The organism is Streptomyces sp. NPDC037054, assembly GCF_055606745.1.
Genome location: NZ_JBVJSJ010000003.1, coordinates 536922 through 550621, shown reverse-complemented (window position 1 = coordinate 550621; position 13700 = coordinate 536922). Strand labels below are relative to the sequence as shown.

The 13700-nt window shown below is 72.6% G+C and carries 10 protein-coding genes; 4 read left to right on the top strand and 6 right to left on the bottom strand.

Features of this window, described 5'->3' with window-relative positions; translation table 11 throughout:
* Positions 1-204 precede the first annotated feature (204 nt).
* Together ACZ7D7_RS10630 and ACZ7D7_RS10625 are read right to left on the bottom strand one after the other, a co-directional pair.
* The gene (locus tag ACZ7D7_RS10630; protein WP_470823629.1) at positions 205-882 is read right to left on the bottom strand and encodes a hypothetical protein; all 678 of its coding nucleotides are present in this window, start codon (positions 880-882) and stop codon (positions 205-207) included.
* Positions 883-1146: 264 nt separating this feature from the next.
* Positions 1147-1776, bottom strand: coding sequence for a GNAT family N-acetyltransferase (locus ACZ7D7_RS10625; protein WP_470823628.1), 630 nt, complete (start codon positions 1774-1776; stop codon positions 1147-1149).
* A 228-nt stretch (positions 1777-2004) separates the two neighbouring features.
* Between ACZ7D7_RS10625 and ACZ7D7_RS10620 the strand changes: the two genes are divergently transcribed.
* Positions 2005-3426, top strand: a complete 1422-nt coding sequence (locus ACZ7D7_RS10620; RefSeq protein WP_470823627.1) for a hypothetical protein — start codon at positions 2005-2007, stop codon at positions 3424-3426.
* A gap of 34 nt (positions 3427-3460) precedes the next feature.
* On the opposite strand, the gene ACZ7D7_RS10615 is transcribed toward ACZ7D7_RS10620, so the two are convergent.
* Positions 3461-4411 carry a CU044_5270 family protein gene (locus ACZ7D7_RS10615; protein ID WP_470823626.1) on the bottom strand — a complete coding sequence of 317 codons (951 nt, stop codon included), beginning with the start codon at positions 4409-4411 and terminating at the stop codon, positions 3461-3463.
* A complete protein-coding gene (locus ACZ7D7_RS10610; RefSeq protein WP_470823625.1) occupies positions 4408-5100 on the bottom strand; it encodes an RNA polymerase sigma factor in 693 nt (230 codons plus the stop codon). Before ACZ7D7_RS10610 ends, ACZ7D7_RS10615 begins: the two co-directional genes overlap by 4 nt.
* Positions 5101-5240: 140 nt before the next feature.
* On the opposite strand from ACZ7D7_RS10610, the gene ACZ7D7_RS10605 reads away from it, so the two are divergent.
* A complete protein-coding gene (locus tag ACZ7D7_RS10605) occupies positions 5241-7475 on the top strand; it encodes an acyltransferase family protein (protein WP_470823624.1) in 2235 nt (744 codons plus the stop codon).
* Here ACZ7D7_RS10605 and ACZ7D7_RS10600 read toward each other — a convergent pair.
* Positions 7415-8344: a TauD/TfdA dioxygenase family protein gene (locus ACZ7D7_RS10600; RefSeq protein WP_470823704.1), complete on the bottom strand. Its 930-nt coding sequence runs from the start codon at positions 8342-8344 to the stop codon at positions 7415-7417. The genes ACZ7D7_RS10605 and ACZ7D7_RS10600 overlap by 61 nt on opposite strands.
* Before the next feature lie 591 nt (positions 8345-8935).
* On the opposite strand from ACZ7D7_RS10600, the gene ACZ7D7_RS10595 reads away from it, so the two are divergent.
* Both ACZ7D7_RS10595 and ACZ7D7_RS10590 read left to right on the top strand, forming a co-directional pair.
* Entirely contained in the window at positions 8936-10177 is a 1242-nt protein-coding gene (locus ACZ7D7_RS10595; RefSeq protein WP_470823623.1) for an MFS transporter, read from the top strand.
* 224 nt (positions 10178-10401) lie between these two features.
* Positions 10402-12078 (top strand): HAL/PAL/TAL family ammonia-lyase, encoded by a 1677-nt coding sequence (locus ACZ7D7_RS10590; protein ID WP_470823622.1) that lies wholly within the window; start codon positions 10402-10404, stop codon positions 12076-12078.
* A gap of 88 nt (positions 12079-12166) precedes the next feature.
* Here ACZ7D7_RS10590 and ACZ7D7_RS10585 read toward each other — a convergent pair whose 3' ends face one another.
* A complete protein-coding gene (locus ACZ7D7_RS10585) occupies positions 12167-13645 on the bottom strand; it encodes a hypothetical protein (RefSeq protein WP_470823621.1) in 1479 nt (492 codons plus the stop codon).
* Between the last annotated feature and the right edge of the window lie 55 nt (positions 13646-13700).

The following is a 13700-nucleotide window of genomic DNA, read 5'->3' as shown; positions in this document are numbered from 1 at the left end:
TCGGCTGGCTCGCGGTTTGTACGTCCGTCGGGACGATCCTGCAGCGGGCGGCCAGCTTCCGCTTCCTGGCACATGGTGCGAATGCGCCCCGGAAAGGTCACGGAACGATCCGCCGCGCCCCCGGACACCGCAACGGCCGGTCCCGGCGGCCCGGAAGCTTCGCCGAGCGTGGTCAGCGGCGCTGACAGCTGGGTTAGGAGGGGGTCAGCGCTCTGGCAGCTCCCATGAAGCGAACCAGTGGGGGAACGGCCCGGCGGAGGGCGGGAAGGCGAACGGCGGGGTGCGGTCGGTGAGCAGGCGCAGCACGAACTCGCCGGTGCCGCAGTCGAAGCGCTGCCACTCACCGTCCAGGTACTGCACCAGAACCGGCCAGTCGTCGGGATCGGCCGGTCCGGTCAGCCAGTGGAAGGTCACCTCCTGCTCGGACGTCCCCCATATGAGCACGCCGCCGGGCGCGGGGTGGACCGGGTATGGCCGGTACAGGTCGGCGTACCGCGCCATGTCCTGGCCCCAGGAGACCAGATCCGTGCCCAGCGCACCCGGCACCAGCAGGTCCAGGTACTCGTCGAAGCTGCCCGCGCCGAAGGCGTCGACGATGTCCTTGAAGTCACGGGGCAGCGCGGTGCACAGCGCCGCCTCCGTCGCGGCCCAGTCGACGCCGCACCGATCGGGCTCCGTCCACCCGGTGGCCTCCCGCAACAACGCCACCCACCCGGCGCCGGGCGGACGGGTGAAGGCGCGCCGGGCGAGGATCACGACGCGGCGCGGGCCATCGGCGGAGACCGTCACGCCGTATCCGAACCAGTGCTCGGCCAGCACCCACCCGCGCAGCTCCAGCAGCCCGCCCGCCCCGCCGATGGGGAGACCACACTCCCCGCCCACCGGCGGACCGTCGGGCACCCCTGTCGCCCTACCCCCGACGACCCACGCACGTACAGGCAGACCCGCCCCGTCGACCACGTCCGCAGCGACGCGCTCCAGCTCAGCCAGATCCTCCGCGTCACTGGGCACACAGACATGCCCTGCCCCATGCATGGGCAGCGGGCAGTGCAATTCGGGCGCGCGCCAGGCGTCGTTCAGACGGGCGCGCAGAGCAGAGGCGTCCACGCGGCCAAGTGAACAGCACGGCACTGACATTGCGCCCTTTCACCCTGTATCAGCAATACGCGGTTGGGCTGACGTGGGTGGCCCGTCGGGACTGGACGGGCCACCCCTCCAGCGGCCGGCCGTCGGTTGCCACTCGCGGCGCAGGAGGCCGAACACCCAGGAGTCGGAGACGTCGCCGTTGACGACGCAGTCCTCGCGGAGGGTGCCTTCGCGGACGAAGCCGAGCTTCTCCAGAACCCGGGCGGACGCCACGTTGCGGGTGTCGGTCTCGGCCTGGACGCGGTTCAGGTCCAGGGTGTCGAACGCCCACCGCAGGACGGCCCGCGCGGTCTCCGTGGCGTAGCCGTGGCCCCACGCGGCGGCGTCGAAGACGTAGCCCAGGGACGCGCTGCGGAAGTCCGGGTTCCAGCTGGTCAGGCCGCACCAGCCGATGAACGCCCCGTCGCTGACGCGGTCGACGGCCACCCGGGCTCCCGTGCCCTCCTCCTCGATCGTCCGGCAGGTCGCGATGAAGCGCTGGGCGCGAGCCGGTTCGGTCCACGGCGGGGAGTCCCAGTAACGCAGCACGTGGGCGCTGCTGTGCAGGGCGTAGAGCGGTACCGCGTCGGCGTCGGTGAACGGCCGCAGTCTCAGGCGGGCGGTGTGCAGCTCGGGGGTGGGCAAGGTCATGCGGGGCATCCTGCCGCGTCACGCTCGCCCCCGACCATCCGTTTATCCGGGCGGTCGGGGCGCATACGTCCGCGGTGACGCCGTACGCGCCGCCGGGCGGTGAGTCCGCCTCATTGGCCGTGGCCTTTCCGGGCCGGCTGCGGGCCCGGCGGTCAGGGGCCGAAAACCGCGCGCCGTAGGCGAATCCCGCCTTCTACGATCGCCTGGCACGAGTGCCGGAGGGCGGACATGCTTGAGGACATCAAGGACAGGGCAGAGGCAGCGACGCGGCTCGCGACAGGTGCGCCGCTGCACAGCACACTCGACGTCGCCAACCCCGCTGACTGGCTCGCGCTGGATACAGCGGTGCGTGAGGTGGCCTGGTACCGCCCGCAGTTCCTGCCGGAGTGGGAGCACTCCGCCCCGCTGCCCGCCGATCTCGCCCAGCTCGGCGAGTCCCGGCTCGCACTCGCCCTGTGCCACCGCGACGGGCGGATCCGCCAGGAGGCGCTGCGCCAGTCGGTCCAGTACCCCCGTCTGCTGCCGTTGGTCGTGATCCGCTGCACCGACTGGGTCGCGCCGGTGCGCGAGCACGCCCGGCGGCTGCTGTGCGAAGCCCTGAACGTGGACTCTGCCCTCGGCCTCGCGCCGCTCGTCCTCCGCGTCGGCCGCCGCGACAGAGGCGCCTTCGGCGTCGATGCGCTCGGCCGCGTCCTGAGCCGGGCGTCCCACGGGCAGCTCGCCGCACTCTTCGCCGACCCCGACCGCGTCGTCCGGCGGTTCGCCTACCGGCTGGCCGTCGAGGGCCGACTGCTCCGTCCCGCCGAGCTGGCCCGCGCGGCCGCCCGGGACCAGGACACCGTGGTCCAGGACCTGTGTGCCACAGCGGCGCTCACGGCACTCGGGGATGAGGGGCTCTGCGAAGGCGTTCTGCCTCCGCTGCTGTCCGCCCGTAGCCCACGTGTCCGTTCGGCCGGAGTCACCGCGCTGCGCCGGGCAGGGCGGTCGCAGCACGCGGAGCCGTTCCTCAGCGACCGTTCCGCGCTGGTGCGCGCCTGCGCCCGGTATGTCGTACGACAACACGATGGTGACCCGGCGGCCTGGTACCGGGAGCGGTGCACGGCCGTGGACGACCCCGAGTTGCCACCCGGTGCGGTCATCGGGCTGGCCGAGTGCGGGAACCGCGCGGACGCCGGGCTGCTGCGGCCGCTGCTCGCGCACCCGGCGGCCGGGGTGCGGGCGCGAGCCGTGGCAGGGCTACGAGCACTGGACTGCGCGGATACGAAGCAGTTGCTGCCGCTCCTCGACGACCCTGCCGCCGGCGTCGTCCGCGAGACCGCCACCGCCCTGCTGCCCTCCGCCAGGGAACTGCCCGCCGACTGGCTGGTGGAGCGCACCGGACACGGACGGCCGCGGCACGTCCGCGTCGGCGCGTTCCGGCTGCTCGACGCGCGCGGCGGCGTCGTGGCCCTCCGGGCGGCAGTCGGTCTGCTCGATGACCCGGACATGAAGCTGCGCACCTGGGCCGCGCAATCAGTGCAGCGCTGGCATCCGTCGCCGGACGAGCGGCGCGGGGACACGGAGGTGGGTGAACTGCTCGACCGGAGCCGGCACCTCTTCAGCGACTACGTGTTGCGGCGACGCAAGTGGGAAGCGGGCGTGGGCCGCTGACACCGCACCGCGGTCCGGACGGCGTCGCGGGGCGTCATCCAGTGGCCAGTCGCCAGGACTCGGTCGGCGGCTCACCGGGCCGGTCGGCGACGCCGATCTCGAGCAGCGCGGTCGTCCGCTCGACGCCGAGGAAGACGAAGCTCGCGGGGTCGAAGACCAGGGCGCGGTCGTCGGGGCCGGACGCCCGGAGAGCCAGCCCGGTGCCCGTGCGGCCGACCCGGTCGCGGACCCCGTGCTCGACGACGACGCCGGGGATCCGGCGCGCGGCCCGGTAGAGCGCCTCGCTGAGGCCGGGAACCAGGACAGCCGGTTCGGCCAAGGCGGACACGGTCTCGAAGACCGCCTCCTCATGGGTCGGCCCCTGGCCTTCCGTTTCCCGGTAGAGGTGGTCGAGCAGCCTCTGCGGGTCGGTGGGCAGCTCCTTCAGTTCCCGGTGGTCGGTTTCGCCGTACATGGCCATGCGCTCCGTCGTCGGCGCGTCCGGATCCAGGCGGTCCGTGACCGTTTCCCCCGGCCCGGTGAGGACCAGGCCGTCCCTCCGCCCGTCCACGGCGAGCCAGTCCTCGCGCCGGACCACCTCCGCGCCGCCGCCGAAGGAGGTGTAGTCCCCCGACATCACCCGGCGCTTGTACAGGAACTGGTCCCGGCCCATCGTGATCGGCGGAGGCTCACCGACCGTCGTGGCGGGCCGGCTTGGTGTCTGCACGACCTCGAGTCCGTCCCGCAGTTCGGTGACGACGACCGATCCGGTGACGACGGTGGCCGCCAGGGCCAGGGGCGCCGCCCAGACGAGGAGCCGGCGAGGCGGGAACGCCCGGCGTACGGCCGCCCGTTCCCTGCCGATCTCCCGCATCAGGTGCTGCCTGAGGACCTGGTGCCGTTCCGGGCCGAGCTGCGGGTCGCCCGGGGCCGGCAACAGTCGGGCCAACTCCTCGTGCTCGGGGTGCTCGGGGTGCTCGGGCCCGTGGTGCCGTTCCGCGGTCATCGCTTCCTCTCCTCCGCACACTGATCCGCTCGATCGTGCCGCTCACTTGTCCGGGCACCGGACACCGGCTGCCGGCCCACGGCAGGCTCCCGGTCGGTCGCGGGCTGCCGACCCGTGGCAGGCTCCCGGTCCGTGGCGGGCTCCCGCCCGCGTTCCGCGTCCGTGAGCTCGCGCAGCCTCTTCCTGGCGCGCGACAGCCGCACCCGCACCGCGCCGGCCGTCACCCCCAGTGCCTCGGCCGCCTCGGCGGTGCCGAGGCCCTCCCAGACGCACAGCGTGAACACCTCCCGGTCGGCGCGCCGCATTCCGCTCAGCGCCCGTTGCGCGGCGGCCAGTTCGGCCTGGTCGGCGAGGCGCTGCGTCACCTCGTCGGCGAAGTCCGGGACCGGGGCGGCGGGAGGGAGCCGCGCGAGCGCGTCGCGGTGCCGGCGGGCGGTCCGCGCCATGTTGCGCGTGACGTTCGTCGCTATGCCGAGCAGCCAGGGCCGCAGGCTCTCCCCCGCCGGCAGCACCCGTCCACGCAGCCGCCAGGCCTCGAGGAAGGTCAGCGACACGACGTCCTCGGCCGTCGACCAGCTGCCCGTGACCCGTGCGGCATGCCGGTGCACCGTCGAGGCGTAGGTGTCGAAAAGCCGGCCGAAGGCCTCGGGGTCCCCGGCCCGGACGCGGGCGCGCAGTGATTGCTCCACGCCTGTAACTGTCCGCAGCGTCGGCAGCGCTTCAGTGACGTGCGTCATACGGGTGGATGCCGGGAGCGGGAAGCCGTGTGACCCGCGCGACGGTAACCGTTCCACGCCCGCGGACAGTCCCGGGTGTGACACGCACCCCCATGGCCTTCCGACACGACGTCCAGGGACTGCGCGGCCTGGCCGTCACCCTCGTGGTGCTCGCGCACGCCGGACTCCCGCTCGTCGCCGGCGGCTACGTCGGCGTCGACGTCTTCTTCGTCATCTCCGGCTTCCTCATCACCTCCGGCCTGCTGCGGGAAACCGGACGGAACGAACTCCCGTCCCTGCGGCGCTTCTACGGCAGACGCGCGCTGCGCATCCTCCCGCTGGCGACCTTGACCTGTCTGTCCACCCTCGTGTGCTGCCGGCTCTTCGCCTCGAAGATCCGTTACGAGGAGTTCCTCGACGACGCGCTGAGCAGCGCCCTGTACGTCATGAACGTGAACCTGGCGGTCTCGGGAACCGACTACCTCCGGGAGGACGGCACCCCGTCGCCGTTCCAGCAGTTCTGGTCGCTGTCCGTGGAGGAGCAGTTCTATCTGGTGTGGCCCGCGCTCCTGCTGGGGACCTGGAAGGTGCTGCGGCGTCCATGGCTGAGGGCGCTGCCCCTGGGCGCGCTCTGCCTCGTCTCCTTCGTCCTGAGCGTGCGGGCGACCGAGTCCGCGCCGTCCTGGGCGTACTTCGGCCCCCACACCCGGCTGTGGGAACTGGGAGCCGGAGGCCTGCTGGCCTTCTCCACCGCGGCACTGGCGCGCGTGCCGCGTCCCGTGTCCGCGGCGGCCTCCTGGCTCGGCCTGTCCGCGATCGTGGCGTCGGCCGTCCTGTACGACGCCGACACGCCCTTCCCCGGCCACTTCGCCTGTCTGCCCGTAGTCGGGGCGCTCCTGGTGATCGCCGGCGGCTGCCGGCCGTCCCCGTCCGGCGCCGCGCGGCTGCTCGCGCTGCGTCCCGCGACCTGGGTGGGGGACCTGTCGTACGGCTGGTACCTGTGGCACTGGCCGCTGCTGGTACTCGGTCCCGCGGCGCTGAACCGCACGGCCGGTCTCTCGCTGTCCCTGCAGCTGAGCGCGGCGGCCCTGCTGCTGGCCTGGGCGACCCTGCACCTGGTGGAGAACCCGGTCCGTTTCCGCGCCTCGCTGCGGCGCAGGCCCACGGCGTCGGCGGCCTTCGGCCTCGGCCTGTCCGCGAGCGTCGTGTGCGTCTGCCTCGTCGCGGCGTCCTTCCCGCCGACGATCAGCTCCTCGGTCCGCTCCCCCGAGCTGGCCGAGACACTCGCGACGGCACAGGACCCGCGCGGCCGGCTGGCCGGCCTCATCGCGACGTCCGGAACCGAGCTGCCGGCCAACCTGTCCCCGTCGCTGCCGGACGTGAAGAAGCAGCGTTCCGCCGTCTACCGCGACGGCTGTCACGTGGGCTACGCCGCCACACGCTCCCCCGCGTGCGTCTACGGGGACACGTCCGCGCGGCAGGTCGTCGTCCTCTTCGGCGACTCCCACGCGGCGCAGTGGTTCCCCGCGCTCGACCGGTGGGGCCGCGAGCAGGGGTGGCGGCTGGTGTCGCTGACGAAGGCGTCCTGCAAGACCGCCGACGTCACGATACGCGCCAACGGCAGGGCCTACCGGGCGTGCGACGCCTGGCGGGAGCAAGCACTGCGGCGGATCGCGGAGTTGCGGCCGGCGCTGGTCGTGGCCGCCTCGTCCGAGGCGGCCGAACCGGTGGACCGGATGGAGGACCCGGCGCGGGACTGGACGGCGGGGTACGAGCGGGTGTTCAGGCGACTGACCGGTGACGCCGGCCGGGTGGCTGTGCTGCTCGACAATCCGTGGCCGAGGGGGGACGCCGTCGAGTGCGCGGCGCGGCATCCGCTGCGGCTGGAGAACTGCGAGGCGGACCAGCGGGACGCGATCAAGTCACCGACTCTGCGGGAGGCCGCCGTCAGGGCGGCCCGCCGCGCCGGCGCCTCCGTCGTCGACCCGGAGCCGTGGCTGTGCCCGCGGGCGGGCCGATGCCCCACGGTCGTCGCGGACACCTTCGTCTACCGTGACCGGAGCCATGTGGCGGAGGCCTACGCGCGAGCGCTGACGCCGGTGCTCCGCAGGGAAATCGGCGAGCTGGGACGCGCCGCGAGCCCTCGCCCCGCCGACCGGTCGCGTGAACGGCTGGTGGGCCGACCGTACCCGGCCCGGTGTCCGGCGGGAGCGTCCCGCCTTTGGCGGGCATGGGTTTACGCGGGTGACGGGGGCGGCGCGGGCGCCTCCGCGGAGGCCCGCTCCCCTCAGTACGGCCGGTCGCCGGCGATGGCGACGCGTTCGGCGACCCGGCGGTGCGGGGCGTAGTCGTAGACGGCGTAGTGCTGCGTGGCGCGGTTGTCCCAGAAGGCGATGTCACCGGCCTGCCAGCGGAACCTCACCTGGTACTCCGGCACATGCGCCTGGCGGCACAGGTAGCCGAGCAGCCTGTCGCTCTCGGCGCGGTCCATGCCCGTGATGCGGGTGGTGAACGAGGTGTTGACGAAGAGCAGTCGGCGTCCGGTCTCCGGGTGGGTGCGCACGACGGGGTGTTCCACGGGCGGGAACTCCTCCTGGAACGGGGCGAGCCGCTCGGGCGGGTAGAAGCGGGCGAAGCCGGGGATGAAGTCGTGCACGGCCGTGGCGCCGTCGATGCGGTCCTTCACGTCCTGCGGCAGGTTGTCGTACGCGGCGGCCATGTCCGCCCACATGGTGTCGCCGCCGAACGGCGGGACTTCCCGCAGCTGGAGCAGGGCGCCGAGCGCGGGCCGCTCACGGAAGGTGACGTCGGCGTGCCAGACGTTCTCGAACGTGGGGACGGTGCCCGCTGCCTTGTCGAAGCGGACCACGTCGTCGCCGGCGCCTCGGGCGAGCAGGGGGTTGGTCTCCAGCTCCCCCCAGTTACGGGCCACATCGCGCTGCTGGTCGGAGGTGAGGTGCTGTCCGCGGAAGAAGAGGACCTTCCACTCCAGCAGGGCGCGGTTCAACTCCTCGCGCAGTGCGGGGTCCAGAGGGCGGGACAGGTCGACACCGCGGACCTCGGCGCCGAGGGTGCGTCCCTGCGGCACGAGGTCGAAACGTTCGTAGGGTCGCTCCTCCCAGCCGTCGGGCAGGCGACGCAGCACGCGCTCCCCCTCGTACACTCCGTCCGGCGGTGTCTGCGCCTCGCGCAGTGCGGGGCTGACGGCGGCGTTCATGACAGTCATGCGGATTCCTCTCTGGACCTGGTGGCGACGCCGACGGCGAAGGACCGTTCGGCGGGGAACCGCACGCCCGCGGGTGCCCGTGGGAGCCCGTGCGTGCCGGAAGGAGAAGTCCGGTCATGTGCCGAGCAGCGTCGGTCAGCGCATGACAAAGGCAGGTGCGAGGGTATGCCGGGACCGTGACAGATGGTCACGGCTGACAGCAGGAGGACCGGCACGGTCCGGGCCGCGGCGCGCGGCGGCGTGTACGGGGCTCGGCGGCAGCTCGGTCAACGTCCGGAACGCTCACACCCGGTCCGGTCCGGGGCGCGAAGCGGACCCGCGGTGGCGAACCAGTGCTCAGTCATGCTCGCGATTGTGGGAGCCGCCCGTTCGCCCTGTCAACACGGCCTTTGGCGGCGTGGGCCGCTTTACAGCCACCGCCCCGACTGTCCGCCTGCTACCGGACCGCCGCCTCGACTTGCGCCCAGGGTGTCCCGCCGGTAATTCCGTTGTCGGGGGCGTCGTTGTGGGAGATCATGCGCGCTTGTGACCTCACGAGCCGATCAACCCGTTGACGCAGCGGCCACCCCGCCCGCCCCCGCCGTGGCCGTCACCCCGTCCACTCCGGTGCACCGGGACGGCAACGTTCTGCGCTGGCTCATCGCCTACACGTTCTCCGTGGTCGGTGACGCCGCCTACTTCGTGGCGCTCGGCTGGGCCGCGCAGAAGGTCGCCGGGCCGGCCCAGGTCGGCCTGGTGATGGCGGTCGGCGCGATACCCCGGGCGATCCTCATGCTCGGCGGCGGTGTCATCGCCGACCGGTTCGGCCCGCGCCTGGTGGTCATCTCCTCCGACGCGGTCCGTGCCGTGGTGATCCTCGCGGCCGCCGCGGCGCTCGCGTTCAGCACGCCCGGCCTCTGGTTGCTCGTCGCGCTCGCCCTCGTCTTCGGCGTCGTGGACGCCCTGTTCATGCCGGCGGTCGGAGCCATGCCGCCCCGGATCACCGGCCGGGACCAGCTGATGCGGGTCCAGAGCCTGCGCAACCTGGTGCAGCGCTCCGGCCACATCGCCGGTCCGCCGCTCGCCGGGTTCTCGATGGGGCTCGGCGGCCCCGCCGCCGCGTTCGCCGTGACCGGCGTCCTCTTCACGCTCTCCCTGCTCCTCCTGGCCGCGGTCCGGCTCGCCCCGCTGCCGCCCGAGGAACAGCCCGCCGCGGACTCCACCGCCCGCCGCGACCTGGTCGACGGCATCGTCTACCTGCGCCACGAGCCCGTCGTCGGCCCGCTCGTCCTCTCCGGACTGCTCTCCATGATCGGCTGCATCCCGCCGATGGCGATCGGCGTCATCGTGCTCGCCGAGGAACGCGGCTGGGGCCCGTCCGGCGGTGCCTGGGTGAACGCCGCCCTCAGCGCCGGCGTCTGCACGACCTCGCTCCTGCTCGTCGTGCGCGGCCGCTTCCCCCGGGCCGGCCACTGGCACAACATCACCCTGCTCGTCGCCTCCGCCGGCATCGGCCTGATCGGCGTCATGCCGAACCTCGCCCTCGCGGTCGCCGTGGCGCTCGTCTCCGGACTGGTCTCCGGCCTCTGCGGCGGTCTGGCCCTGGCCCTCATGCAGGCCAACACCGCCCTCGCCTTCCAGGGCCGGGTCGCCTCCGTCCAGGCGCTCAGCGCGGTCGGCATCACCCCGGTGATGTTCCCGCTCTTCGGCCTCCTGGTGGAAGGGTGGGGCGCCGGCCCCACATTTCTCCTCTTCGGCTGCGTCAGCATGCTCGGCGCCACGGTCTCCACCGCCTCCCACGCCGTCCGCCACGCCGACCTGGACTTCACGAAGACCGCCCACTGACTCCCGCTCCCGGGCACCCGGGGTCCCTGGTCCGTCTCCGCGAGGATCACCGGCCGGCGGCCGGCTCGAGTACCCGTGATCGCCCCGCACATCAGACCCGTGACGGGGTGGAGGAAGCCGAACTCTGCACCGAAGCCGTCGGCTCGTATTCCCGTTCCGGTGAAATCGCGGCACCCTGCGCGCCGTTGCCGACAACCCGTGTGACGGCTTCCCATACTTCGCGCATGGCATTTCGTTCTACGGGCATTGCTCTCACGCTGATCGCCGCGTTAGGTCTCACACCGCTGACCGGATCCGCTCCCGCCACGGCGGACTCACCGCAGCGGTCCGCGTATTCGGTCTCCTCCGCCCGGGAGGTGGTACTCGACGGAGATTCACTGACCTTCACGGACATGCGGCGCGTCGTCCGCGGTGAGCAAGTCACGTTCAGGCTGGCTCCGGAGGCGGCCGAGCGGATGCGCAAGGCCCGCGAAGGGGCGCTGCGGACCCTGGGAGCGGGCCAGCGCGTGTACGGCTGGAACCAGGCGCTCGGCCCCCTGAAGGACCGCCCTCTGGAGCCCGAGCAGCAAGAGGAGTTCCAGCGCCGGATCCTGCGCTCACACGCGGCCGGAGTGGGCCCCGACGTACCGGACGGCGAGGCCCGCCTCGCGCTCGTGCTGCGGGCCAACGCGATGGCCCGCGCCAAGATGGGCGTACGGCCGGCCCTGGTCGAGCGGATGCTCTCGCTGGTCAACGCCGGCGTCACGCCGGTGATGCCGCAGATCGGCTCACTCGGCACCGGTAACCTCCAGCCGATGGCCGCGGCCGGACTCGTACTGACCGGCGAGAAGGCCCCGGCCCGCTACCGGGGACGCACGGCACCGGCCGACGTCACGCTGAGAAGGGCGGGCCTCGACACGTCGTTCACTCTTCAGGCGGGTGAGGCGCTGCCGATCATCAGCGGCAGCGGACTGCTGACGGCCCGCTACGTACACGCCGTCGACCGGGCCTCGTCGCTGGAGTCACAGTTCGAGGGTGCCTTCGCCCTGTTCATGGAGGCGACCCGGGCGGAGAAGGGCTCCCTGGACGCACGTACCCATGACGAGCGGCGCATCCCGGCCGAGATCGCGGTCGCCGCGCGTCTGCGGGAGTTGACCGGTGACAGCGAGTGGATGACCGATGAAGGCCGAAAGCGTCTGGGCGAGGACCATCCACGCGTCCAGGACGCCGTGTCCGTACGGGCGGCCCCGCACATCGCCGCCACGCTGACCCAGACCTTGCGCGAGGCGCGGACGACCCTGGAGCGCGAGGCGAACGCCTCCACCTCCAATCCGCTGCTGTTCGAGAAGGAGGGCGGAGGCTACGAGTTCGTCATGGGCGGCAACTGGGACGGCGCCCAGATCGGCCACGCCCTGGACAGCCTCAACGCCCAGATCACCGATGTCGCCGTGCTGGCCCACGAACTCTCCGCGCGTCTGCTGTCCACGCGGTGGAGTTACGGCCTGCCGGCCAACCTGGCCCACCCGCCGGTCGGCCTGAACTCCGGGATGGTGCAGGCCCAGACGACGGCCGCGGCGCTCATTCCGGAGATGCAGACCAGGGCAGCGCCCGCGGGCGTACTGTCGCGGCCCGAGAAGGACGGCCAAGAGGACCACAACACGATGGCCATGGCCTCGGCACGGAACCTGCACGAGAACCTCGACCGCTTCGAAACAGTCCTAGCGGTGCTGCTGATGATGGACGCCCAGGGGATCGACCTGATCAAGGAGGACATGAACGGCCTCCGCCTGGACGCCGACACCGAGCGGTTGCACCACCTCATCCGCCAGAGCGTCCCACCGCTGAAGGACGATCGCTGGCTGTCCCCGGACATCGCGACGATGACCGAGTTGGTGCGACAGAACACTTTGGCGACCCGGTGACCCCGCCCCGTCCGCGTGCCTCGGGCCTTCCGGCGAATCAGGCACAGAGGCATCCGCCCAGGGGTCAGTGAGACGCCGTCGCCGCCGGTCAGTCCCGCGCGAACGCCTCCACGGGGAAAGCCGCACGGTCCCTGCCCGTCAGTCCGTCCGTGATCCACCACCGGATCGGCACCGAGCCGTACGTGGCGCTCAGTGTCCTCGGCGACCAGTTGAGGACTGCCTCGTCCCTGCCGTCGTCGTCGAAGTCGGCGACGGCGGTCACGGTCGCGCTCCGGGCGTTCGCCGGAATGCGGCGGCCGTCCACGTTGCCCGGTCCGGACCGCGACAGGCTCCCCGCCTCGCGCTCGCCGTCGAGCAGGACGGCGGGTCCGGCCGCCTCGGCCACCAACAACCCGTCCCTTCCGTCGCCGTCGGGGTCGAAGGCGAAGAACGTGCGGGACGAGGACGGTGCCTTCGGCAGCCGGTGGACGCCTGGGGCGCCGCCCTTGCCGAAGTAGACGGCGTACGAACCGTCGACCTCGGGCGGCTCGGTCTCGTAGCCGGGCTCGTTGTTGCGGCTGCCGTTGTCCCCCACGGCCAGGTCCCGTGCGCCGTCGCCGTCGAAGTCCCCGAAGGTGAAGGTGTTCCCGGCCCGTACCGGGCGTCCGGTCGCGGCGATGCCGCCTCCGCCACCGTTCCCGGCGGCGAACAGCACGCCGCCCCGCTGCTCACCGTCGTCGCCGAAGTGCACGAAGAGGCTGGTCGCGCGGGGCTTTCCCGATGTCGCCGGCTCGTCCGCGACCAGCCCGCCGTACGAGGCGGCCCCTTCCTCGGACACCCACCTGCTGCCCACCCGGGACGGGACTCCGCCACGGGTGAACGGCCCGTACAGCAGGTCCACGCTCGTGCCGTCCTGCCGGGTTCCCGCCAGGTCCATGTGGCCGTCGCCGTCGAAATCGCCGCGAGTGAGCTGCGAGAGGCCCTGTGCGGCGGCCGTGGCGGGCAGCCGCAGCCGTACCGCCTCGGCACCGTGCCGTGGCCCCGTGGGTCCTCCCCACGAGACGTACGTGTCTGGGCGGGAGCTCGTCGTCACCCCGGTCCGGCGGGCCTCCTCCCGGGTCGGGCGTGTGCCCACCCGTGTCACGAAGTCCGGGAAGCCGTCCCCGTCGAGATCCGCGGTGGTCACTCCGTACAGGGTGCGGGTGGACGTGGCCGAGTCTCCGCCGTTCTCGCTCCCGTGCGTGGGCAGTCCCAGATCGGGGCGACTGTAGACGGTGCGGCGTGTCGGGTCGAGGCCGTTCTCCGATCCGAAGACGACAGCCAGCCGGGTCTCCGTGCCCTGGCTGCCCGGTGTACGGACGGGCACGGTCATCAGCAGATCGCGGTGCCCGTCGCCGTTGACGTCGTCCGGGTCCTTCGAACCGGTGCCCGTCCGCGGCCCACGGCTCTCGCCCGGCACGGGGCCGGAGGCATCCGGCCGGGCCGCCCCGTCGTCGGTCCCGCCGCCACCGCCGTTGTCTCCGCATCCGACGAGCAGTGCGAACAGGACACAGACGGCGGCCCTCCGGGCCGAGGCACGAGACATCATGCCGGCCAGCTCACACCACTGAACGAGAGCCGAACCAGAGGGAAACCCACAGCGC

Coding starts and splice junctions, on each gene's coding strand:
- ACZ7D7_RS10625 (WP_470823628.1), bottom strand. CDS start 1,776: ATGACCTTGCCCACCCCCGAGCTGCACACCGCCCGCCTGAGACTGCGG.
- ACZ7D7_RS10620 (WP_470823627.1), top strand. CDS start 2,005: ATGCTTGAGGACATCAAGGACAGGGCAGAGGCAGCGACGCGGCTCGCG.
- ACZ7D7_RS10615 (WP_470823626.1), bottom strand. CDS start 4,411: ATGACCGCGGAACGGCACCACGGGCCCGAGCACCCCGAGCACCCCGAG.
- ACZ7D7_RS10605 (WP_470823624.1), top strand. CDS start 5,241: ATGGCCTTCCGACACGACGTCCAGGGACTGCGCGGCCTGGCCGTCACC.
- ACZ7D7_RS10600 (WP_470823704.1), bottom strand. CDS start 8,344: ATGAACGCCGCCGTCAGCCCCGCACTGCGCGAGGCGCAGACACCGCCG.
- ACZ7D7_RS10590 (WP_470823622.1), top strand. CDS start 10,402: ATGGCATTTCGTTCTACGGGCATTGCTCTCACGCTGATCGCCGCGTTA.
- ACZ7D7_RS10585 (WP_470823621.1), bottom strand. CDS start 13,645: ATGATGTCTCGTGCCTCGGCCCGGAGGGCCGCCGTCTGTGTCCTGTTC.